Annotated in this window: 22 protein-coding genes and 1 tRNA gene; 10 read left to right on the top strand and 13 right to left on the bottom strand. The window is 33.6% G+C overall.

The features are described 5' to 3' along the window. Positions 1 to 43: 43 nt before the first annotated feature. The 6 genes from ribD to rbfA form a co-directional block, all read right to left on the bottom strand. A complete protein-coding gene (gene ribD, locus BW926_RS07640) occupies positions 44 to 1,063 on the bottom strand; it encodes a bifunctional diaminohydroxyphosphoribosylaminopyrimidine deaminase/5-amino-6-(5-phosphoribosylamino)uracil reductase RibD (RefSeq protein ID WP_076445838.1) in 1,020 nt (339 codons plus the stop codon). A 58-nt stretch (positions 1,064 to 1,121) separates the two neighbouring features. Further along, positions 1,122 to 2,924: a DUF349 domain-containing protein gene (locus BW926_RS07635; RefSeq protein ID WP_076445835.1), complete on the bottom strand. Its 1,803-nt coding sequence runs from the start codon at positions 2,922 to 2,924 to the stop codon at positions 1,122 to 1,124. 72 nt (positions 2,925 to 2,996) lie between these two features. Beyond that, positions 2,997 to 3,734 carry a shikimate dehydrogenase family protein gene (locus BW926_RS07630; protein WP_076445832.1) on the bottom strand — a complete coding sequence of 246 codons (738 nt, stop codon included), beginning with the start codon at positions 3,732 to 3,734 and terminating at the stop codon, positions 2,997 to 2,999. 64 nt (positions 3,735 to 3,798) lie between these two features. After that, complete coding sequence (locus BW926_RS07625; RefSeq protein WP_076445830.1) at positions 3,799 to 5,595, bottom strand: endonuclease; 1,797 nt, start codon at positions 5,593 to 5,595, stop codon at positions 3,799 to 3,801. Between the two features lie 48 nt (positions 5,596 to 5,643). Further along, positions 5,644 to 6,849, bottom strand: a complete 1,206-nt coding sequence (locus tag BW926_RS07620; RefSeq protein WP_076445828.1) for an ABC transporter permease — start codon at positions 6,847 to 6,849, stop codon at positions 5,644 to 5,646. A gap of 3 nt (positions 6,850 to 6,852) precedes the next feature. Continuing rightward, entirely contained in the window at positions 6,853 to 7,212 is a 360-nt protein-coding gene (gene rbfA / locus BW926_RS07615) for a 30S ribosome-binding factor RbfA (RefSeq protein WP_076445826.1), read from the bottom strand. Positions 7,213 to 7,303: 91 nt separating this feature from the next. Here rbfA and mce point away from each other — a divergent pair, with 91 nt between their 5' ends. Next, complete coding sequence (mce, locus tag BW926_RS07610) at positions 7,304 to 7,699, top strand: methylmalonyl-CoA epimerase (protein WP_076445824.1); 396 nt, start codon at positions 7,304 to 7,306, stop codon at positions 7,697 to 7,699. A 65-nt stretch (positions 7,700 to 7,764) separates the two neighbouring features. Beyond that, positions 7,765 to 7,838 (top strand) — tRNA-Ile (locus tag BW926_RS07605). 100 nt (positions 7,839 to 7,938) lie between these two features. Here BW926_RS07605 and BW926_RS07600 read toward each other — a convergent pair. After that, positions 7,939 to 8,469 (bottom strand): antirestriction protein ArdA, encoded by a 531-nt coding sequence (locus BW926_RS07600; RefSeq protein ID WP_076445822.1) that lies wholly within the window; start codon positions 8,467 to 8,469, stop codon positions 7,939 to 7,941. Positions 8,470 to 9,672: 1,203 nt separating this feature from the next. On the opposite strand from BW926_RS07600, the gene BW926_RS07595 reads away from it, so the two are divergent. From BW926_RS07595 to BW926_RS07570, 6 genes are all read left to right on the top strand, one after another. Further along, complete coding sequence (locus tag BW926_RS07595) at positions 9,673 to 10,128, top strand: hypothetical protein (protein WP_076445820.1); 456 nt, start codon at positions 9,673 to 9,675, stop codon at positions 10,126 to 10,128. 10 nt (positions 10,129 to 10,138) lie between these two features. Next, a complete protein-coding gene (locus tag BW926_RS07590) occupies positions 10,139 to 10,498 on the top strand; it encodes a hypothetical protein (protein ID WP_076445817.1) in 360 nt (119 codons plus the stop codon). Positions 10,499 to 10,505: 7 nt separating this feature from the next. After that, a complete protein-coding gene (locus tag BW926_RS07585; protein ID WP_076445815.1) occupies positions 10,506 to 10,964 on the top strand; it encodes a hypothetical protein in 459 nt (152 codons plus the stop codon). 280 nt (positions 10,965 to 11,244) lie between these two features. Further along, complete coding sequence (locus BW926_RS07580; protein WP_143756518.1) at positions 11,245 to 12,900, top strand: hypothetical protein; 1,656 nt, start codon at positions 11,245 to 11,247, stop codon at positions 12,898 to 12,900. Between the two features lie 25 nt (positions 12,901 to 12,925). Then, a complete protein-coding gene (locus BW926_RS07575) occupies positions 12,926 to 13,501 on the top strand; it encodes a DUF6705 family protein (protein ID WP_076445811.1) in 576 nt (191 codons plus the stop codon). A gap of 2 nt (positions 13,502 to 13,503) precedes the next feature. Beyond that, a complete protein-coding gene (locus BW926_RS07570; RefSeq protein ID WP_076445809.1) occupies positions 13,504 to 13,974 on the top strand; it encodes a hypothetical protein in 471 nt (156 codons plus the stop codon). A 100-nt stretch (positions 13,975 to 14,074) separates the two neighbouring features. Here the strand turns inward: BW926_RS07570 and BW926_RS07565 are convergent, their stop codons facing one another. The 6 genes from BW926_RS07565 to BW926_RS07540 all read right to left on the bottom strand — a co-directional run bounded on the left by BW926_RS07565 (position 14,075) and on the right by BW926_RS07540 (position 19,496). Next, a complete protein-coding gene (locus BW926_RS07565; RefSeq protein WP_076445807.1) occupies positions 14,075 to 14,416 on the bottom strand; it encodes a hypothetical protein in 342 nt (113 codons plus the stop codon). A gap of 104 nt (positions 14,417 to 14,520) precedes the next feature. After that, positions 14,521 to 15,924 carry a DNA primase family protein gene (locus tag BW926_RS07560; protein ID WP_076445805.1) on the bottom strand — a complete coding sequence of 468 codons (1,404 nt, stop codon included), beginning with the start codon at positions 15,922 to 15,924 and terminating at the stop codon, positions 14,521 to 14,523. Between the two features lie 143 nt (positions 15,925 to 16,067). Next, complete coding sequence (locus tag BW926_RS07555; protein WP_076445803.1) at positions 16,068 to 16,841, bottom strand: DUF5131 family protein; 774 nt, start codon at positions 16,839 to 16,841, stop codon at positions 16,068 to 16,070. Positions 16,842 to 16,843: 2 nt separating this feature from the next. After that, positions 16,844 to 17,092 carry a helix-turn-helix domain-containing protein gene (locus BW926_RS07550; RefSeq protein WP_143756517.1) on the bottom strand — a complete coding sequence of 83 codons (249 nt, stop codon included), beginning with the start codon at positions 17,090 to 17,092 and terminating at the stop codon, positions 16,844 to 16,846. A 237-nt stretch (positions 17,093 to 17,329) separates the two neighbouring features. Then, positions 17,330 to 18,256 carry a hypothetical protein gene (locus BW926_RS07545; protein WP_076445798.1) on the bottom strand — a complete coding sequence of 309 codons (927 nt, stop codon included), beginning with the start codon at positions 18,254 to 18,256 and terminating at the stop codon, positions 17,330 to 17,332. A gap of 16 nt (positions 18,257 to 18,272) precedes the next feature. After that, positions 18,273 to 19,496: a site-specific integrase gene (locus BW926_RS07540; RefSeq protein WP_076445796.1), complete on the bottom strand. Its 1,224-nt coding sequence runs from the start codon at positions 19,494 to 19,496 to the stop codon at positions 18,273 to 18,275. A 359-nt stretch (positions 19,497 to 19,855) separates the two neighbouring features. Here BW926_RS07540 and BW926_RS07535 point away from each other — a divergent pair, with 359 nt between their 5' ends. Both BW926_RS07535 and BW926_RS07530 read left to right on the top strand, forming a co-directional pair. Next, the gene (locus tag BW926_RS07535) at positions 19,856 to 21,229 is read left to right on the top strand and encodes a phage integrase SAM-like domain-containing protein (protein ID WP_076445793.1); all 1,374 of its coding nucleotides are present in this window, start codon (positions 19,856 to 19,858) and stop codon (positions 21,227 to 21,229) included. A 266-nt stretch (positions 21,230 to 21,495) separates the two neighbouring features. Next, positions 21,496 to 21,729 (top strand): hypothetical protein, encoded by a 234-nt coding sequence (locus BW926_RS07530; protein WP_143756516.1) that lies wholly within the window; start codon positions 21,496 to 21,498, stop codon positions 21,727 to 21,729. Positions 21,730 to 21,809: the final 80 nt, after the last annotated feature.

Here is a 21,809-nt window from a genome sequence, read left to right as displayed (position 1 = left end):
TCCGGTCGGGCACTTTGTCAAAGTTCAAAATCTTTGACAAAGTTTATTTGTTGTAAAATTCAACCAAATTATCTCTAAAAGTCTCAACTTTAATAGGTTTGTTATTAAATTCTGGAGCTTTTGTTCCGTTCTCAAGCTTTAAATTTTTATTTTTGATTACAACGGCTTCATCCCAAAGACCGGCATTGATGAATTCCTGCAAAGTAAACCTTCCGCCCTCGATAATGACTGATTGGATCTGTTCTTTGTATAGATTGTTCATTAAATTAGAAAGAAAATTTTCTTTTTCCATTCTAATAAACTGAATGTTATCAATTGTTTCCTCCTTGATTGTATTAAAAATTAAAGTTTTAGCTTCATTATTATAAATTCTGAAATACTGTGGGACTTTAAGATCAAAATCAATTAAAATTCTTACAGGATTGATTCCCAGCATATTTCTTACCGTTAAGCCGGGATTATCATTTAGAGCTGTTTGTGTTCCTACCAAAATTGCGTGTTCATCGGCCCGCAATTGATGCACAAGCTGATTTACCAAAGAATTTGAAATAGGAGTGGGCTTAAAATTTTTGTCTAAAAATCCGTCCCCCGATTCTGCCCATTTCAGGATGATAAAAGGTCTTTTCTTTTCGTGATAGGTGAAAAACCTTTTATTCAGCTCAATGCATTCTTTTTCTAAAATGCCGGAAACGGCTTCTATTCCTGCGTCCTGGATGATTTTTTTTCCTTTTCCGTTTACTTTATCGTGAGAATCCATGGCACCGATAACCACTTTTTTGAATCCCAGCTCTTTTATTTTTAAAGCGCATGGCGGAGTTTTTCCAAAATGAGCACAAGGTTCCAGCGAAACGTAAATGGTAGATTCCGGAATAAGGCTTTTATCTTTCACCGAATTGATCGCATTGATCTCCGCGTGATTTTCACCTGCTTTGTGATGGTATCCTTCGCCGATGATTTTCCCGTTATGAACGATCAGGCTTCCCACCAGCGGATTAGGATAGGTTTTGCCGATGGCCTTTTGAGCCAGCTCGATGCATCTTTTGATATAAAATTCGTCTTGCATAGGTATGAAAAAAGCGAAGACAAATTGCTTTGCTCCGCTTTTTAGATTTTAAAATATTTTATTCGCCAGCGATGATGTTGTGAAGATTTTGCTTTAAGGTATCTAAATGAGCTTTTTTCTCGTCTATCAAATCAAAGGTTTCCTTTAATAAAGGATTATCCTTTGAAGGATTTTTGAAAAATGCCAGGTTATTTTCCAGTTTCACAATCTCAGCTTCAAGATCAGAAATCTGGCTCTTGATTTTTCTTGCTTTATCAGTCAGCTGATTTTCTGTTAAGCCTTCTTCTTTCAGCTCCAGTTCATTGATTTTGTTGAGCTTTAATTTTTCTCTCAGCGTTTTGTTAAACTCAGAATTAATGGAGATTTTATCTCTCGGTACTTTCCCGATATTGTTCCATGCTGTTTTAATCGCTTCGATTCTTTCGATGCTTCCTTCTTCGTTGGTAACGGTTTTCAGCTCATCAAGAAGTACTTTTTTATTTTTATAGTTCTCCTTCCAGTTATCTGTAGAAGCATTGCTTTTTTCTCTGTAATTGTTGAAGAAAGCATTGCAGGCATCACGGAATTCGTCCCAGATTTTATTGGTCATGCTCTTTGGCACGTGTCCAATTTTTTTCCAGTCTTCCTGAAGCTTTTTGAAAAGCGGAACAGCAATATCCCATTCTTCATTATTTTGATTGTCTTTTGCGGTCTGGATCAGCTTTAGTTTTTCTTCAAGATTTGCCTGCTGAGAGCCTTTTAAAGACTTATAGTATGTATTTTTAGTGGTATTGAAACCTCTTAAAGTTGTTTTGAATTCATTCCAGTTTTGATTAGACAATTTTCTGGGAACACTTCCTGTTTTTAAGAATTCAGAACGAAGATCTTCCACTCTTCTGATGGCATTTTGCCAATAATTATGATTAGGTGTTTCGGAAGGTTCAGAAAGCTTTTTGATTTCTGCGATGATCTGATTTTTCTTTTCAAGATTGCTTATTTGTTCGGCTTCAATTGCAGCAGAAAGCTCAGATTTTCTTTCATGAATTTTGTTGGAAATTTCTTTGAATTCTTCCCATGTTTTCTCACGGAATTCTTCTGCTACCGGTTCTGCTTCTTCTTTCCAAAGCTTATGGAGGTACTGCAACTCATTTAAGGCTTTTTGGATTACAGGTTCGTTTTCAAGCTCTTTTGCGCGCTCGATAATATGTTGTCTTTTTTCTAAATTGTGGCTGTATTCCTGTTCCAGAAATTCTTTGTTTAAATCCAGCATTTGATAAAATTGGTTCAGGTGATGGAAATAATTATTGTTAAGAATTCTGAATTCAGATTTTGGAACCTGCCCAGCGCTTGACCATTCTTCCTTGATCTCACGGATAGATTTGAAAAGATTGGTTCCGGGTTCGGAATTAGTATAAAGATTTTTAAGCCTTTCTATAATATTCTGGCGATGCTCAAGATTTTTTTTCTGCTCTTCTTCCTGCCTTTTTTGATAGTTTTCATATTTCTCTTTGAAGATATTTACCAGTGCAGAAAATCTTGCCTGCGAAGGATGCTCATAGCTGAAATTCTCAGGAGGATTTCCAGCTTCCATATATTCATGTTTTTTATCTTCCACTTCATCGTGAATGTAATGACTTGCTTTTTCCTTAAGTAAGTTGAATTGTTTGGAATTTTCACCGGCATTATGTGCATTGATAATTTTTTCCATTTCTTTCAAAGCATCGGCCAGGGAGATGTCTACATCTTCATGTTCTTCTTCCTGCTCTACATCCTCTTCATGCACATTTTCCTGCGAAACAGCATTTCCTGGTGTTTCTTGATGAGATACTTCGTTAGAATTTTTCTTTTCTTCGTTTTCAGAAAGATTGTTTTCTGTAGTCATAGCAAATCTTTTATGAGTGGCATTTAATATCCTTTAAATATAGCAAAAAGCCAATTAAAGTACTAATTTATGTTATTTTTTTTGAAAATTCCAAATTTCCCAGGCTTTTTCTGCCTGTTGCTCCAGCATGTAATATCCGTTCACAGTTTTTGCGCCTTTTTCGGAAGCTTTGATGATGAATTGTGTGTAATTTGGATTGTAAATTAAATCAATAATCAAATGATCTTTAGAAAGCCCTTCGAAAGGAAAATCAAGGCAGTCTTCCACATTGGGGAAAGTTCCGACGGGAGTACACTGGATAATAATCTTGTGTTTTTCAACTGTTTCTGCATCAAGGTTTTCAAAATTAATTTCAGAAGTCCGGGAAACCGTGATGGATAAAATTCTGTGCTTATCCAAAATGTATTTTACAGCTTTTGCAGCACCGCCGTTTCCTAAAATCAGGGCAGAATCTTGATGTGGTTTTTTATGAAGAAGAAGTGTTTTTTCAAAACCGAAAGCGTCTGTGTTGTAGCCTGTTTTTTTTCCGTTTTCTATTAAAACGCAGTTTACGGCTCCGATTTTTCTCGCTTCGTCACTTAAATCATCGAGATAATTCATGATCTTTTCTTTGTAAGGAATTGTTACATTAAAACCTAAAAGATCAGGAGTAGTAAGCAAATTTTCCACTTCATTGATTTCGTTGAAATCAAAAATAGTATAGGAATAATCTTTCAGCATCAGCTTTTGAAATTTGTCTTCAAAGTATTTTTTTGAGAAGGAATAAGAAATATTTCTTCCTATTAAACCTAATTTTTTATTTGAATCCATATAATCAAAAATAAAAAAAAGACCGGACAAAACCGATCTTTACTTTAAAATGTTTTTTTTACGATTACTCCACTATAAATTTTGTAGAGAAAGTATCCGTTTTAAGTATATAACTTCCTTTTGTTAAACCTTTAAGGTTGATTTTATTTGATTTTTTGAAAGGATTTTCAATAGTCTCGATCAATGTTCCTGAAAGATCATAGATTTGCGCTTTTGATATTTTGCTTAAGTTTTCTCCTTTTACGAATAATTCGTTATTTCTCACAGGGTTTGGATAGATGCTGAAAGATTTTTCTTTTGCTGTTTCAGCGGTTGATAGAGCTCCACTATAGCACGTCCAGCTTAAATCATCGATTGCAACTCTTGGCCCATTTGTACCTGTCGTAGGATTTATGATTTTGATAATTACATTTCCGGTTACATTAATATTGTTAATTGTAGTGGTTATTATTTCATTTGTTGTAGAGCTGTAAGGAACCGTACCTATCTGAACACCATTTATTTCGACATTTAAAACTCCTGCGCCACTTCCGAATTTTAAAGAAGTTGTCAGAGTAAGGCTTTGGATACCGGCTGAAGCCGAAGAGCTTGTTAAATTTCCGGATCTTAGAGTAATGGCTTTATTGTTAATGGTTTGATCTGTCCTTGCGTCAGTAGCATTCCATGTAATTCCTCCATTGGTCCAAGTTCTTAGCCCGTATCCGTTACCACCGTTTGGAATTGTTTCAAAGGTTTCCGTTCCACAAGTTCCGCTTGATTGTCCGCCGGCAAGAGTAGTTCCCGGTGCTGTATTGCTGGCTGTGGAAAAGTTTCCGGCTGCATCTTTAGCAATTATATAAAAATTATATGTTGTAGAAGGGTTTAACCCTGAAACAGTAGCTGTTGTTCCTAAAACGGTTGCATAGAAAACACCATCTTTATAAATATCATATCCGGCAACACCTACATCATCCGTAGAGGCTGTCCAGTTTAAAAAAATTGAATTGGAAGAAGGGTTACTTGTTACCAAATTCGTTGGAGCAGTCGGGGCTTGTGAGTCTGCAGTCGGAGTTCCCCATATTTGGTTTGCGAATTCAGGATGATCGATATACGGGTTTCTGTTTCCCTGAAAAGCGTAAGATTTATTATTTCTCTCAATTTCAGCAGGAGAAACGGGGTCTAAGGTATTCCATGCTAAAAGCTGATTAAGTTCCCAGTTTTGAAGTCCCGGAAAAGCAGATCCACCTAGCATATTTCCTGTTGTAAACCCTGAAAGCTGAGTTTCGTATCGTGTAACGAAATAAAAAATCATTCTGGCGACATCACCTTTGAATGAATCAATAGGTTCAAATACGGTTCCTGAATATCCCGGGGAAACGGAATTTCCTAATTTTGATCCGTTTTGAGAGGTAAAAGAAGCTGTGCCTACTTTTCCATAAGGATAATTTGATCTTATACCGTTTACTTTTCCGTCTGTAGGACGAATAAAATGGATGTCTGACACCATCGGGGGCTGCTCATTAAATAAGCTTTGAGGAACGATATGCTCTCTGTTGTAACAATCTCCTTCGCTGTTATAGCTTCCGCATTGGTTGGAGCCAGGAGTATAGTTGTAAGGGTCTATACCGTTAGGATTCTCAGAATAAATGTCTAGAACAGAATTGTCATTTTCGTAGAATTTATCAATATCTGTAGTTTGATAACCAGACCATAAACCGTTATAACCATGATCGACATGGCCATTCGTAATAATTTCTTTAAGTTTGGTTTTTAACGCAGCACCACTAAGGGTTGCTGTTCCGTCGTAGTATCCTGTAGGAATCTGGGCAAATGCGCTGATAAAGGTGAATATCAGGAAGAAAGAAAGTAAAGTATGTTTCATTTTAAAAATTTGGGTGGTAAATATACAAAAAAATGAAATTACAATGTGTTAATTTTTAGTAATATAGTCTTTACTGATTTTAGAAAATACCCAGGAAATGAGAGATCCAAAAACTAAAGCTGTCAGTGTAACAATCAAATAATTTTTCCCGACTATTTTCACGGGGAAAGGTAGTGTTTCGTTGGCCTTAAAGAATTCTGTGTATTGTTGGAAGTAGCAAAGTGCTGTCCCTAAAATCAAGCCGGAGATAATTCCTGAAACTACGATAAGAATTCCAGTATATAAATAAATTTGTCTTAAGTGACTTAAAGGAAATCCAAGGGAGATTAAAGATCTGGCCTGCTCTTTTTTATCTAATTGTAAAATAATAATAGCCCCCGCAAGATTGAACGTTGTAATGAAAATAACGAGTGCAAAAATAAGATAAATAAATAGCTTTTCAGTATTAATCATTTTCCAGAAAGCGGCGTTTTCTTCTTCTTTTGTCTTAATCTCAATATTTTTACCAAAAGAAGAAAGCAGCTGCTGCTTCACGGCATCTGTATTTTCTGTGTTTTTTAATTTAATAACAATTTGGTAAGCTGAATGTTTGGGCAAATTAAGCAGTTCTTCGGTTAGTTCAATCGGGGAAATAATATAGTTGTCCAGCTGGTCTTTCCCTGGGAAAACTCCTGTTACGAGAATATCCCTTTTGTTATAAATGTCTTCTTCTTTATTGATAATACCTGTTCCAGGTTTAGGCATAAAGATGGTAGCATAATCTCTGTTTGAGGGTACAGGAATAGATAATCTGTTGTTCAGCGAATTTTCCATCAAAACCTCATTAGAGTATTTGAAGCTGGGGTAGGTTCCGTAGAAAACATCTTTATGGATCGGATTTACTTTGATATAAGCAGAATCAACACCTCTTAAATAGGCAATATCACCTTTTCCATTATAATTGATGTAAACTTTTTCTTCAATAACTCTTGAAAAATTACTTATCTCTTTATTGTTTTTGAGAATAGCATTTATGTTATCAAAGTTTTTTAATGTTTTCCCTGAAGTGCTTTTAATAGTAAGATCAGCATGCAAATTAGAAATAAGATCCTTGTTAAGATCTTCAAGCCCTGAAAAAACAGAAATAATTACGAACATTGCTGTAACTGCAACCATCATAGCACCCACGGCCAGCCACGTGATAAACGTAACTGCAGTACTTCCTTTTTTGGCCAAAAGGTATCTCGAAGCTATATAAAATGCAATGTTTTTCAAGTTTTATAAAATAGGATTGTCTCCTTCGCCTCTTAGTTCTCTTTCTAGTTTTTCGACATCATCAAGGGAAGTATCCAGGTAGAAGTTCAGATTAGGAATTACGCGGACCTGTTTTGCCATTTTCTGGCCAATGAAATTTCTGTATAATGCTTTATTTTCCTCAATTTCTTTCATAATTGCCTGGCGATGTTCCTGGGGGAATATGCTTAAATAAATTTTGGCAATACCAAGATCTGCAGTTACCTTTACATCTGAAACAGTCACTAAAATGCTTTGTTTGCTTTCCGCAGCCTGTTTGCGGAAAAGCTCTGCAAAGTCTTCCTGTATAATCTGTGCTACTTTTCTTTGTCTGTTGCTTTCCATAATTTATGCAAATTTAGTACTTTTGTTTGAATTGATACTTTGAAATTTGGTCTCTGTATCAAATTTACGACTTAATTTATTTAAATTATTTATGAAATTAGAACATATAGGTATTGCGGTAAAATCTCTGGGTGTTTCGGATAATCTTTTTACAAAGCTTTTGGGAAAAGAATCTTATAAAAAAGAATCTGTAGAAAGGGAAGGGGTGGTAACTTCATTTTATGCTGCAGGAGAAAGTAAAATTGAGCTTTTGGAAGCGAGTAAGGAGGATAGCCCGATCTCAAAATTTATTGATAAAAAAGGAGAAGGTATTCATCATCTGGCTTTTGTTGTGGAAAATATTTTTGAAGAAATAAAAAGATTAAAAAATGAAGGGTTTCAGTTTATTTCCGAAGAACCGAAAGAAGGTGCTGATAATAAATTAATTGTCTTTCTTCACCCAAAATATACAAACGGAATCCTCATAGAACTTTGTCAAGAAAAGTAGTGAAAAAATTTTGTAGTGAAATAAATTTTGCTATTTTTGCAGTCACAAATTTAGCCAAATTTTGAGGTCCTATAGCTCAGTTGGTTAGAGCACCTGACTCATAATCAGGTGGTCCCTGGTTCGAGCCCAGGTGGGACCACGTTGAAAATCAGCCACTTACAAAATCGTAGGTGGCTTTGTTTTGTAGTAGGTCAAGGTACAGGTCAAGTCTAAAAGTAAACATAAGTAAACTAATAATTTTAGCAACGGAAATAATGTCCGTTCGATTCAAAATAATCATACATGATGTTACGGGCTGTTGCTTCCCAATCAATACAAACAAAATGAGGCAGTTTGAAATATATGTCATTTTCGTAGAACTCCTGCACGAACTCAACATCGTTTGCGTATTCACCACAATAAAAATTGTTTGCATACTCACAGGCACTTTCAAAGCTCATATCTAAAAAGTTGTCCAGCAAAGCCTCATAAACTTCAATACTATACTCTGAATCATTTATTTGCTCGGCAATGTCGTAGATATCTTTGGATATATGACACTCACTAATCAATCCTAGTTTTTCAAACAGTTCACACCCCTCATAATCTTGTAGCATGAATTCAGGGTCGGATTCATCAGAATGAAGTTCATACATTGCTGTAAGTAGCTCATCATAATCTGAATAATCAGAAAGATTAAGCCATTTGCCATACAGGCTCCCATTGTTGTACTTTGCGTAAGTAGATACGTAGATACTTGCAATATCCAGACAATTTTGTAAATTTGCCATGTCGATAAGTTTTAGTGTAGTTAAAATTTATTGATACGCCTTGTTGTGTGTCACCACTTCAAGGCATTTTTTTGTAATAAGTTGCTCATAAAAAGCAGTATAAATATACGATAAAAAGCGGATAAATACAAGTGTTTCAGGCACTTTTTACTCAAAAAATCAATACTTTCGAGGTTAGTTAAAAACTTTTTAACCGTTTGGACGGCAGAAAAAGTAAAATAAGTCTGAGAAAAGCAAAATCGGTGCATAGGGGACACGACGAAAAAAGTACGATATCCTACCCCCAAACCGCTATAGTAGGTACAGTCCCGATACCTGTATAAAAATTTTGAGATTTGATTATAAGGGGGACATTTTACAGTGAAAATTTGAGGGGGTTGGTGTAAATAGTAACCCAAGTATTATACATTTTCCCGGTAAGTAAACTTAAAAAAATATCACTTAACTAAAAGTACCACAAACTGTTTACCTTAGTTTTCCGAAATGTTTTTGTATGAACCAACAAAAAGTGATAGATTTTTCATCATTTGTGTTTTTAGGTCTTTCGTTTCATTGGGAGACTTTTTTGTTTTGGGGTAAATCGGCAGATAATATATTGACAAAATGCTGTTTACTTCAAATCTAATTTTTCAACGCCCCGACCAGACCTTAAAGATTACTTACCACACCCAGAAAGCTTTAACAGAATGAAAGAGTATGACAATGAATCTATGCTAAATTCAAGTCTCATTGAAAAAAAAAATGTTTAAATCAGGGTTCAGAAATTCATTTTTTCGGATTTATGCTATGAAAAACTGAAAAACTGAATCTTAAAACAAATCTTTTTTTTAAAGTTATCACCGTTCTAATCATACCCTATTAAATAGCATTTTATAATAGTAGTATAACGGTACTTTTTACTGCATGATTGTGGTACTAAATTTTAAATCAAAGTATCAGGAAAAATTTATACTTTTGTGACTGAATTTTATCGAAAAAATATAAAGCGTTAGCTTTTATTCTGTTATAGGAAATCTGACAATTTCAAATGCAATACAGGATAAACAGTTGATGCCTCCACCTATGGCGTGGAGGCTATTCTTGTTTGTATTGCAAGGTTTTGTCAGAACCTCCTATAGCAAATTGAGTTTAGTCCTTCACGCTTTTTGCATTTACCAACAACATCACTTTAGGAGGGCGGGTGAATAAAAAAAACATCCGCCTATGAAAAAGATTCTGCTAGTTCCGGCACTGCTACTATCCACAGCACTATCCGTCTTGTCGTGTGAAAAATCCAAACCCACTAGAGAGCCCGACCCGTATATTGATTCTATACAAGCACGTATGAAAGCCAATGAAAAGATTCAGTTTGAAGAAATTGACAGAAAACTAGAAGCCCACGCCAAAGCTCAAAAACAATACATATTCGTTCGGTTGCTTGTTGAGGAAGATTATGGAATGGATACAAGACGAGCCAACTTTGTCTCAGGAATCCAAGATATAACCCACGATTTGTGCGAGGATGAAAAAGCACAGATGGAAGACCTGATAATTTCAAACTATCTCAGTTCACCCGATGCGAAAATTCGTAATGGCAGGGTCAAAAAGAAAGAAATGTTTGTATTTGGCAGTTATGCAGAAGCAAGCGAAAAAAGAAACACATTTTTAATCACCGAATAACGAACATAGTATGAAAAAGATTTTATTAGGTCTGACAATAAGCCTGACATTACAGCTATCCGCGCAGACAAAGATATTTAATTACAATATGGTTCAGATTACCAAGAACATGAATGTAACAGAACTCGCAACACGAAAAACTAAGATTGTAATTAACAAATCTAAAAACACAATCAGTGTAATAGATTCTGAGTTTCCCACACCGTATGTCTTTAAGATTGATAGCTATTGTGATATTACCACACCATCTATTAATTGCATGATACGGGACAGACAAAACAAACTCAACTTTTTTTCTTATAACAAAAACAGATTAGAAATCATGAATCTCGCAGGAGACGGAACAAGATATATTAATATAAAACCATGATACTATTATGAAAAAACTTTCTTTCAAAGCTACAATGGTAGCACTATCACTAGCATTAACAATCATAAGTTGTTCAAATAGCAATGATGAAGACACCACCACACCCAACAATCAACAACCACCTGTAACAACTCAATATTTTCATCCGCCAACATGGATTCAGAGTACATGGAAATACGCACCGTTTGGAACACCAATGGACTCCCCGTTAACACTAAAGTTTACTGATTCTGACATAGTATCAATCAGTTCGGGAGGAACACAAACGAGCTGGACGGAAAAAATCAAAGTATCGCCTAATGGAGGGAATGTTGATGAAACTGTCAATAACACGGAATACAATGTTACCATCAAGTATAACAGTACAGGAGTTACAGACTATTATGAGTTCAGAAAAATTTCAGATACGGAGATACAATACAGACAAGCTCCCGTCCTAAATTGGACGAGTTTGGTTAAAGATTAAACACCGACAGCCTTTTGTCTTTGTATACAAGGCTTCCGAAAACAACAATGAACAAGGGGGGGGCTGACAAAAAACCTCGAAGATAATACCATAGCACTATAAATACCTATACTTATTATTACACTACTTCCAAACCCATACAAATCAATAATTGGGAAAATTTAGAGATAATACGTCAAGTTTTGACGCTTTAAGAGTATATCTTTGTAATATCAATAAAAAAAAACCTATAACTTATTAAAAAAAAACTATTTTTACAACTTTTAAATAAAACAATCAAATGAAAAACAAATTTATTTTGTGGTTATCATTATTGATAGCCTTTAATCTCATCTTTCATTCCTGTCGAACTGAGGATATGTATCAGGAGAATGAACGGCAAAAACAAGACCTTAAGGCATCAGTACTAAGATTTCACGAAATCAGCAACAACACTCCTCTCATTCAAAAGGTCACACAACTACAAACAGAACTATTTTCTTCCAACAAGCTACTGGAAAAAAACAATTCAATTTTGGACGGGGCAACTATTTCAACAGACAAGGTTATACTTGTAGAAAACGGCACTCAAAAAACCTACACATTCCCTGTAAAGAGAGCATCTAAAAGTTCTGGACTAGAAAATCTCGTACTCAAACAAAATGCTGACGGCACTTTTTCGGGAGTATTGATTCAGTATGACATTACCCCATTACAAAAGGACCTTTTTGTTTTAGGTGAGGATGTTGATATGAAAAATAAAATAAAAATATTTGATATCAACAACCTTAGTATTTCCCAAAAAGTAGCCACAGAAGCTATTGGATGCTATGTAATAACATGGGAAAATGGAGTCTGTGGTTCTGGACAACATGGATATGGAGATGACACCTGCCAACTGACAGGAAGTGGTGCTGCATCAGCTCCTGGCATTATTTCAATTGTAAATACATGTTCAGGAGGAGCAGGTGGAACAGATACAGGAATCCCTCCTTACCCCAATCCTGATTCAACAGGAGGAAATACAGGTGGGTATGGAACACTTCCTTATTCTGATGACAGTGATTTGATGCTGGCAAAATATCAACAGTTTAGCAACATTTTTCATATCAACTCTTATGGGTTTACTTCAACTTTAAGAACCAAACTATTTTATCTGTATCTTTATCAATACGAAGACCAATATACAGTATCTAAACTTTTATCTTATTTTGGTACAAAACCTGATATTTTGAATAATGCAGTAGATATGTTTACTGAAAATGCAAGTCTTAGCTGGGATGATTTTTATAATCAGTTTTTGGCGACACCTTGTGAGAAAATAAAAATATCTACAAGTGATGCAAAATATAAATCAAGTATCACAACCTTGGAAGGAAAAACAGGAGATGGATATGAGAGTGGCAATAGATTAGGAACAGCAATACCTGGAACAGGGCAAACTGAGACACAGAATCAGGTATTACAAAACAAGCCTGGAACAAATCAGGTAGATATGAAAATTTTCAATAATACTTTTGCTCTAATGCATACTCATTATGATGGACTTTATCCAATTTTTTCACCAGGAGACTTATTACTCTTTAATCAATGGGTCGTTTGGGCTAAAAACTACAATGATAATCCTTCAAGCAGTCCCAAAATTCCAATTAATAATTTAACTTTAACATTAGTAACGAGCAACGGCAATTATCTTCTTGCTTTTGATGGTTCAACTATAGATGCATTGCCAACTTATACGCCACAACAATTTGATGCAATGAATAAAGTTTACGTAAATGATTACTTGAATCAAACTCAAACAAATGGTAATTTTGATATGGCCGAGGTAGAAAAACAATTTTTGAAATTTGTTTCTGAAAATATGAATATTACGGGATTAAAGCTCTATAGAGTAAAAAGTGATGGCAATTATGAAATTTCTTTAACAAATCTTCAGGGGACAAAATGTCCTTAAACAATTAATTTAAATTACGAACATTATGAAAAATATATTTTTAGCAATTACTTTACTATCCATTAATCTGATTTCTTGTCAAACTTACCCACTTAATACAAGTCCAAGTGACATACCTAATAATGCTTATATAAAAGACATTAATAATGAATTGGATAAATTTGTTGGATTATGGAAAGGAAACTGGAATGGTAAAACCGTTTATCTTGATTTAAGAAAAGTGAAAGATTACTATTCTATCCCAGGAGGCACTCATCCATATTATAAAGATAGAATATTAGGAGAGAGAAAAATCATCAACGCTAATGGTGTGGTAGAAATTGATAGGATTGCTAATTTTGGGGTTGATGGGGCTGAATTTAGTGGAATGAGCAAAAGTATTAAGCCCCCAGGTAGAGACAGACTCCTTTTTTCTCCAAAAAATATGTGCAGGAAAATGGCAACGTTAGATATCACAAGCTTAACAAGTACGCAAATGACTTTGCATTTTGAATATTTACCTAGTGTCATTGATGAAAACTGTATACATAATGCATATGTAGAGCAGCATGGTGATTTTCCTATAAATTTCCCCAAAGATATTATTCTAACTAAACAATAGCTATGATTTCTAAATTCACTGCAATATTAATCTTTCTATGTGGAAATCATTTTTTTTCTCAAAAATTTGATAAAATAGAATTTGAAAGTTATAATTCGCTTATTATAGGTAACAAAATTAATATTTTTTTAGAACCTTTGAAAAATAATAAAAAAGGGAAAGTAAAAGTACATTTTCAAGATAAAAATAATTCCTTCGTTAAAAAGATTTCTAAGACTGAGTATAACGAAATAAGTAATAACATCTTAAAAATTAAGGAAAAAACTTGTGTGCAATCGAAAGATTCTATTAAAACGAGATGTATCGATGGGTCGGATGCATTAATTACGATTTTTCAAAACAACACTAAAAAACAATACTATATTGATTGTCTCTCAGAAAAAGATAGATTTGATAAAAATAGAATGGATTTTTGGAATTCTACAAAACTCATTTTAAACACTGTAAAAATGAAAAACGAAGATTTATATTAAATATAGCAGCAATTACTTAATCTGACAAAAAAATGATTGGTTCTACTGCAGAAAGGTAAAGCCAATCATTTTCATTTAAGGTAACTTCAAATATTGTAGATTAGTTCCAATAAATATACCCGACCCTATCTTTCCATTTTGACAGTGCTTTATCAATAATGTGAATATCAAAAAGATATTTTTTACAAGGATTCCATACAGGGTCATTCTCACTGTCTAAAAAATGCAGCAAGTGTATTTCTACCTGTGACAGTTGGATTTTGTACACCGGATTAATATCTATTTCCAGCCAACCCTCAAATTTATTATACAGCACACCCATTATCACACCGTCTTTTTTGTCATATAAAACAATGGTATAGTCGGAATCTATGGCAAACCCAATCTCTTTTTCAAAATCCTGTACCGTTTTTATGTTGATGATATATATTTCTCTTATCATATGTATATTGTTAGAAAAAAAATGTTTAAAACGAGCTTCAGAAATTCAGTTTTTCATACGCCCGAAAAACTGAAAAACTGAATCGTAAAAACAAATCTTTTTTTTTAGAAAATCAGGAAATCATCATTATCCGACTGAGCGGAAGCCATACCAAAACAAATAGAACCATTACTCGCTCTGGATTTTTCAAATTTTTTATTTTCCAGTTTCTTTGAAAATTTATTCTTCCCAAGTGGCTTATAGCCGTCATCCTGACAAAACTGTTTGTAGTCTTTATACAGGTCGGATAAATGTACTTTGTTTGTATCCGATGCCGTATAGTTAAATTCATCTATGAATAAGTTAACCTTATCCGACTGCCATTTAAACTCACCTATGGCGTTGTTGACTTTTTCGCTATTGGTAAATCTTCTGTTTTTAACAATTCTGTCCAATCCCTGTAAAAGCCAGTTGAAAACTCCTGCTAATTCATTAGCAATTATTTTTTTAGACAAATCAATATCTTTTTCCTCTTCACTGATTTGAACTTCAAAAGGAATAATAATCCATCTTCTGAAAAAGGCATCTGTAAGCTCAATTTCACTCGGAAGTTCATTCGCATTAATGATAAATCTAACGGTATTATGCAAAGTGAAACTTCTGCCATACGGCTCTCTCGCTTGCAAAGGTTCACCGCTAACCAATGCTTTAAAGGTATCGGGGTTTACATCAGTTCCTTTTTCACTGCTGTAATTAAGCAATACATCTGTTAATTTTGCTCTGTTATATTCACTTGAAAATGCTCCGAGCGTATATTGCAACACATTCTCTCTGCCAAGCAAAGCACATATTATATCAAAAAATACACTTTTCCCATTTTGTCCTGAGCCTGTAAGCATCAACATTTTTTCAAGATTCAGTTTGGTGAAAATATATCCGGCAAATTCCTGTAATATCATCTGACTTTCTTTATCAGGCAAAACTTTATCCAGATAGCTGTTGAACATAGGACAAGTAGCTGTTTCATCATAGCAAAACGGAAGCTGATAGGTCATAAAATCTGCTGAATCGAAGTCACGAAGCGTCCACGTATCATTTTCAAATTCAAAAGTCCCATTCTGTAAGTTGATTATCATTTTATTTTCGTCAGGTACAGGCTGTGATAAATGGCAGTCGGTCAGAAACTGCTTTAACAGTTTATCTTTGAACTCGTAATGAGCGGCATCATAATCAGGGCAACCCATTTTAGCGGCACATTTACCCAGAAAATCTTTTAAATCGTCTTTATCCAACTGTTTCCAGTACTCTCCGTTATAGATATAAGTATAATCAAAACTTTTGCATAAGCTCCATTGATTAGCCTTTGCAACCTCGCTCAGGTTTTTTATAATACCGACTAAAAGATGTTTTTGTTTAGTGTTTTCATTTTCTGGTAAGTTTAAAAACACTCTGAAATCTACTCTATTGATTTCATTTAATAATTGCTCTAAAATCTCATGTTGAGATTGTATTACTTTTTCTTTGTTCATTTTTTTTATTGTTTGTTTCTTAAAAAAAAGGCATAGCAATAGCTCTCCATAGTTTCTCTACTACGGCTACACCTTGAATTGTTAAATTTTTGGAGATTTAAAAAGATTGCTACTTAGAAGTTGTAGCTAAGTCGTTTCATTGATTATGATTCAGAAACGGAATATGAAAATAAATCAAAAGGTCTTCTTTTTTTAGGAAACTCTCTTATCTGCAAATGAGAATCCCATTCATCAATATTTCCACCATGTTTGTCTTTGATTTCTAGCAGTTTAGATTGATAAGTTCCTAGCTGTTTTACAAAACATTTTACATTATTTTTAACGGAAGCATTAATCAATTTTTCCATCCACACCATTTCCATAGGTCGATATCTATGTTTTCCAAAATCATTACCGCTTTCACCGCCGATAATGCACCAGTCCAAAAGATTCATGTTATTATCCCACTCAATCTCACCTATCAGGGGTTCAAAACTTGCAAAAGTCACGCAGGATAAATCGTTCAGGTAAGCAATTCTATCTACTTGTTGCTGACTTTCAACTGAAACTCCAATCCAAACGTTATGCAACATTTCAAAATAGCTGGGAAGATTATCTTTTATTCTTTCAGGTCGTTTTGTAAGTATCAGGTATGTATGATATGGAGTTTTTCGGATAATTTCCCACGCTTCATTTCTCCACTGGTCTGCTTCTTCAATAAACCAATCACTCCATGAACAAGTAAAGATAATTTTGGGTTCTTTCCATTTCAGAGGTTCTTTGAATTTGGTTTTTGATTTCAGAACTATTGTTGCATTTTGACTGTATCTTTCTTTATCTCTGTACATATAACAGAATTTGCAACCAGGTGATACTTTTCGACAACCATGCCACGGATTCCATGTGTTATCCGTCCATTGAATTTTTGATTCTTTCATAATTAAGCTGTTTTTCTGTTTAAATATTTATTTACATCTTTTTGAAAATCATCGAAATTATTTCTTTTGTGTTTTGTCATCCACTCTAGCAACTCCAATCTTTTAAAGTAAAGTTTCCCATTACCGGAAGAAGAGTAAATGGGTAAATCTGTTCCGACACTGCTGAGTTTATGAAGATAACTCACTTTATACCCCGTGAGTACCGCAGCTTCGTTTACATCCAGTACTTCCTTATTAAGAATAGTTGACATTCGGACTGTTTCTTTTAGTTCCTTTAATTCGCTCAAAATGCTTATTAGCATTTCTTTAAATTCTTGTAAAATTTTTACCATGTTTTTCTTTTTTTATTATCCAGCTTCGTTGCTGAATGTGTTTACAAAAGTATGGCAGGAAATGCGGAACGGTCGAGGAATACAGTATTCTGCAAAAAAACAAAAACTCCCTGTACATAAGGAGTTTTAAGAGTTTTACGTTAAATTTATGCGGAATTACTGCGGAACGGCTTTGAGATTTTCGACAATTTGATTGATTATACGTTCTTTTGTTGACTTTCTATCGTCTCTTTTTGCACTGCTTACAATCCTGCTGATACCAGTTTTATCTTTGATTTTCGGAATCTGAGCATCACCATTCGTTTGAAACATAAATCTTTCCGCCCAGAATGTGTTAAAAAGCGTACTGTCATGCTGATAATCTCCTTTGAAGAACTCCCGTAAGGAATCAATCAAATACCCGATGTCGGATTGGCTTCTTCCATGTAATATTATCCGAGTTTCAGGAACAGTATCTACAAAAAAATGCTGTAAAAATATTTCTTTTGTACTGGATTCATTAACAAAACCCTCTATCAAAAGGTTATCATATAATTTTCCGATAAAATCAAAGTTCAGCCCAAAAACAGTTTGCTCGATTGGTGTTTGTAATCTTTCAGGGGGAGGTACTGCGGTTCTTCTCGTAGTCGTAGCTGTGACCTGAGATTGTGGTGGAACTTCTGTCATATCATCGCTTTTTGCCCTACTGATACTACGTTCTATCAAAGATAATTCTTCCAAAATAACATGAAAATATTCATAGCACATATCGCTATGTTGTTGTTTTTGCAAGGTTTCTTTGTAAAAACTTATTCTGGTTTTGCAGTGGTTCACCTGTGCAGCTCGGTTGGTAAAAGATTTCTCGTAATATTTCAGAATTTCCTCAGAAAAATAGGTTCGGAGGTATTTTTGAAAATGTGTTAAAAGTTCCTGTTTATCATTTGTTCTTACAGGAGGAAGATTTTTATTGATAAATCTAGTTAACTCATCGTCAGATGTAACTTTTAATAATGTATCTAGTTTTTGGTATCGGGTATCTGTATTTTGTGCAGGGTCTAGTCCGAGTTTTTCAGCTAGTATTGTTGTCAGGCTTTTTTGTTCCATGTTGTCTGTACTTTGGTTATGCTAATTTACTGAAAGCATCATCAATAATATCATTCTCAAAATCTTTCAGGTATGAATTAGTGACAGCAACAGAAGAATGTCCCATTACTTGGCTAATCACATCTGAAGAAACATTATTGAACTTTAAATGTGTAGCAAACGAATGACGGCTTACATAGCTGGTTATATCTTCGTCAATTCCTGTTTGTTCTGCTATAAATTTCAATCCAGAGTTAAATGTTCTTAAACATCTTCTGTATCTCCCGTGTAACTGCTTATCGACAAGTCCATTTTTTAGGATAACAGGAAAGATATATTTTACCGGTTCTGGTTTTACATAGCTTCTGTAATACTCCAAAATCTCTAGTGCTTCTGCTCGTAAAGGAACATTAAAATCCCGACCTGTTTTGCTTCTGGTATAATGCAGACGATTATCTTTTATGTTATCCCATTCTAAAAATGCCATATCTTTAAAATTCATTCCTCCAACGTAGTAAGAAAACAAAAACATTTTGTAAGTGTCTGTATATTTTGGAAATTCTCCACAATCAAAACTTTTGAACATTGCAAACTGCTCTGTACTCAATGCGATTTTGCGAGATTGTATTTTTAATCTTTTCTGAATACTATAACTTCTGAATGGGTAATCTTCTTTTTTTGCATATCCTGACCGTATGGCAAGATTAAACAATGTCCTTAAATCAGTCATTCTAATTCTTATAGTTGAGTTATTGCACGTTTTTGCTAAGAAATTTTCGTACTTCACCAAATATTCAAAATCAATATCTTTAAATCTAAGGTCTTTGTTTTTATCAAATCTGAACAATGCTTGCATAGATTCTTTAATTGCTTTAGCATATCCGAATCTGGTTAATTCATCTAATGAATCAACTCTCTGCTGAAAAAAATCTTTCACAGAAGTAGATTTTATCCTATTACCTGCTGATTGTGTTAAGAATTTTGTGACAATATCATTTAAATTGTAATCAAGTTCTTCGGATTCAAGTTCTATTATTGCTTCATTAAGACGGGTATCTAGTTTTTTTAGAGTTTCGTTAATTTCACGGGCTTTGCCGTGAGACGATTTCACTTTTTTATTTTTGGTATCCCATTGGTTCTCCTGTATGGAAAATGGTGTAGTCAAAATTTTAGATTTGTTGCCTAGATATATTTTAAAAACAATTGGGAGACTTCCGTCTGCTTTAGGTTTATTTCGGAGCATTAGTTGTGTTGTTGCCATAGGTCAAGTTTTAGGTCAAGGTTAAAGGTCAAAATTAGTAAAAATAAGTCAATATTCAAAATGAGATATAATTGTAATTAATTGAAAAACAGTATATTTGTAAATAAAAGTAAACGAAAGTAAATATTGTGACACCTTACTCATAATCAGGTGGTCCCTGGTTCGAGCCCAGGTGGGACCACAATAAGTGAAATGATACTTATTCAAATGAAATGCTATGTTATCTAAAGTCTTATTAATAAAGAGTTTTTGATTTCATAGCATTTCATTCTTTTAAATTACACCTGTTAAAATAATACAGAATAATACAACACTTGTATTAAATAGTGCTATATTCGAGTTATTAAAATATAATGCTCATGGCTTCTGTTAATTTTTTATTACGATCTACCAAGAAAAATGATCCCTTTACAGTTAGACTACAGTTCAACAACCCAGAAAAAATATCAGACAAAAATCCGTTTGGTTTAGATTTCGTTGAAACAAAAACAGAAATTTATGTATATAAACCCGATGAGGTTTTAGAAAGCCCTTTATTTGATGGGAAAAAATTCTGGAGCAAATACAAAAAATACAAAGGGAAAGACTTGCATATTATGAATACTATTGTAAGAGCTTTAAATAACCAGAAAGAACTCCGAGACTATATTATTCTAAATTATGAAGCAGATTTTAAGAATGAAGAAAATCCAAATAAAGCTTGGCTCACCTCAACGGTAAAGAAATATTACGATGAACTCAAGAAGAAAGAAGATCAGGACAATCTTTCAGAAACTCCGGTATCTTTGATCTGGCATTTTGAGAACTACATTAAATTAAAACGTAATGAAATAGCAAGAGGAACAATATTAAAGCTGGAAAATAGTAAAAACATCATATTTGATTTTCAAAAATACCAATCATCCATAAAGGGATACAATGTTAATTATTCCGTATCAGAAGTAAACCCGGAATTTATGTATTACTTGGAAGAGTATTTGAAAGATATAAAATTATTTTCTTCCAATACCATTGCAAAAACCATTAAGATCATTAGAACCATTTGTAATTACTCCAAAAATTACGGTATTATATTACATCCAATGTATGATCTTTTTAAAAAGGCTTATGAAGAAACAGATATAGTTTATTTATCTTTTTCAGAGCTAAAAACCATTATAAACTGTGATAAAATTCCTACGTATCTGGAAGATGCTCGTGACTGGTTGTATATAAGCTGCTTTTTAGGGCAAAGAATTTCAGACTTTATGAAATTTACAAAAAATATGATCCGTAAAGACGGTGAAGATTTCTTTATAGATTTCACTCAGGTAAAAACAGATAAGAAAATTTCCTTGCCTTTGCATCCAGCAGTAATAAATATATTGCAAAAGCGAGATATGGATTTTCCAGACTCTATGGTAGATCAAATTTATAACAAACAAATAAAAGAAGTCTGTAAAATAGCTGGCATTGATGAGATGACTAATGGAACCGTTTTGAAAAAGGTAAAAGAAGATGGTACATGGAGGTATGTAAAAGGAAAATATGAAAAATGGGAATTGATAGGCTCACACATCGGTAGAAAATCATATTGTACCAATTTTTATTCAAGACTTCCTACCTCTTTAATTTTAGAAGTTTCAGGACATAAAGAAGAAAGAACCTTATTAGAATACATTGGAAAAAAGGATAACACAAATGCCAAACTTATCACGAATTTTTATGCAAATATTGATATTACACAAGATTAATATTTAAAAATATTACATGGTAAAATTGACAATTTAGATAGAATCCTTTATTCATAATCCTTTCGGATCTTTTTCAATGATAATTTGTTGACAATTTATGATAAAATATGTATCGATAAGTAGATTATGAATTTTATAAAATTACAGGTGGTATAATTGACAATTTTGGCAGAGTCCTTTATTCATAATGCTTTCAGATGTTTTTTAATGATAATTTGGTGATAATTTGTGATAAAATGCTTAATTTGTCATTAAATATTATGTGTATGAGTGATTTTGATATTGAAGTATTTTTAAAAATGCACAAAGATGCTGCTTTTAAATTAGATTTAGAAGAATTCCAAACTGTAGCAAGTGTGTTAAAGAAACAGGAAAGACTGTTAAAACGTAAGACTAATCCTGATTATTTTGGTGTTAAAGAATTTTGTATAAAGGCTTTGGCAGAAATAGAAAACCGAATTTTATTGCTTGCTGATAATGGTAACATAGAAGTTGTTTAAACTTTTAATTTTTTGATTAATCTTAAAGAAAATGCTAAAAAATGCAGATTCTTCCAAGTAATATCCAACGTTTCAAATCT

The organism is Chryseobacterium sp. RU37D (genome assembly GCF_900156075.1).
GTDB lineage: Bacteria > Bacteroidota > Bacteroidia > Flavobacteriales > Weeksellaceae > Chryseobacterium.
Note: the sequence above shows the minus strand (reverse complement) of the source record. Positions and strands in the feature narration are given on the sequence as shown.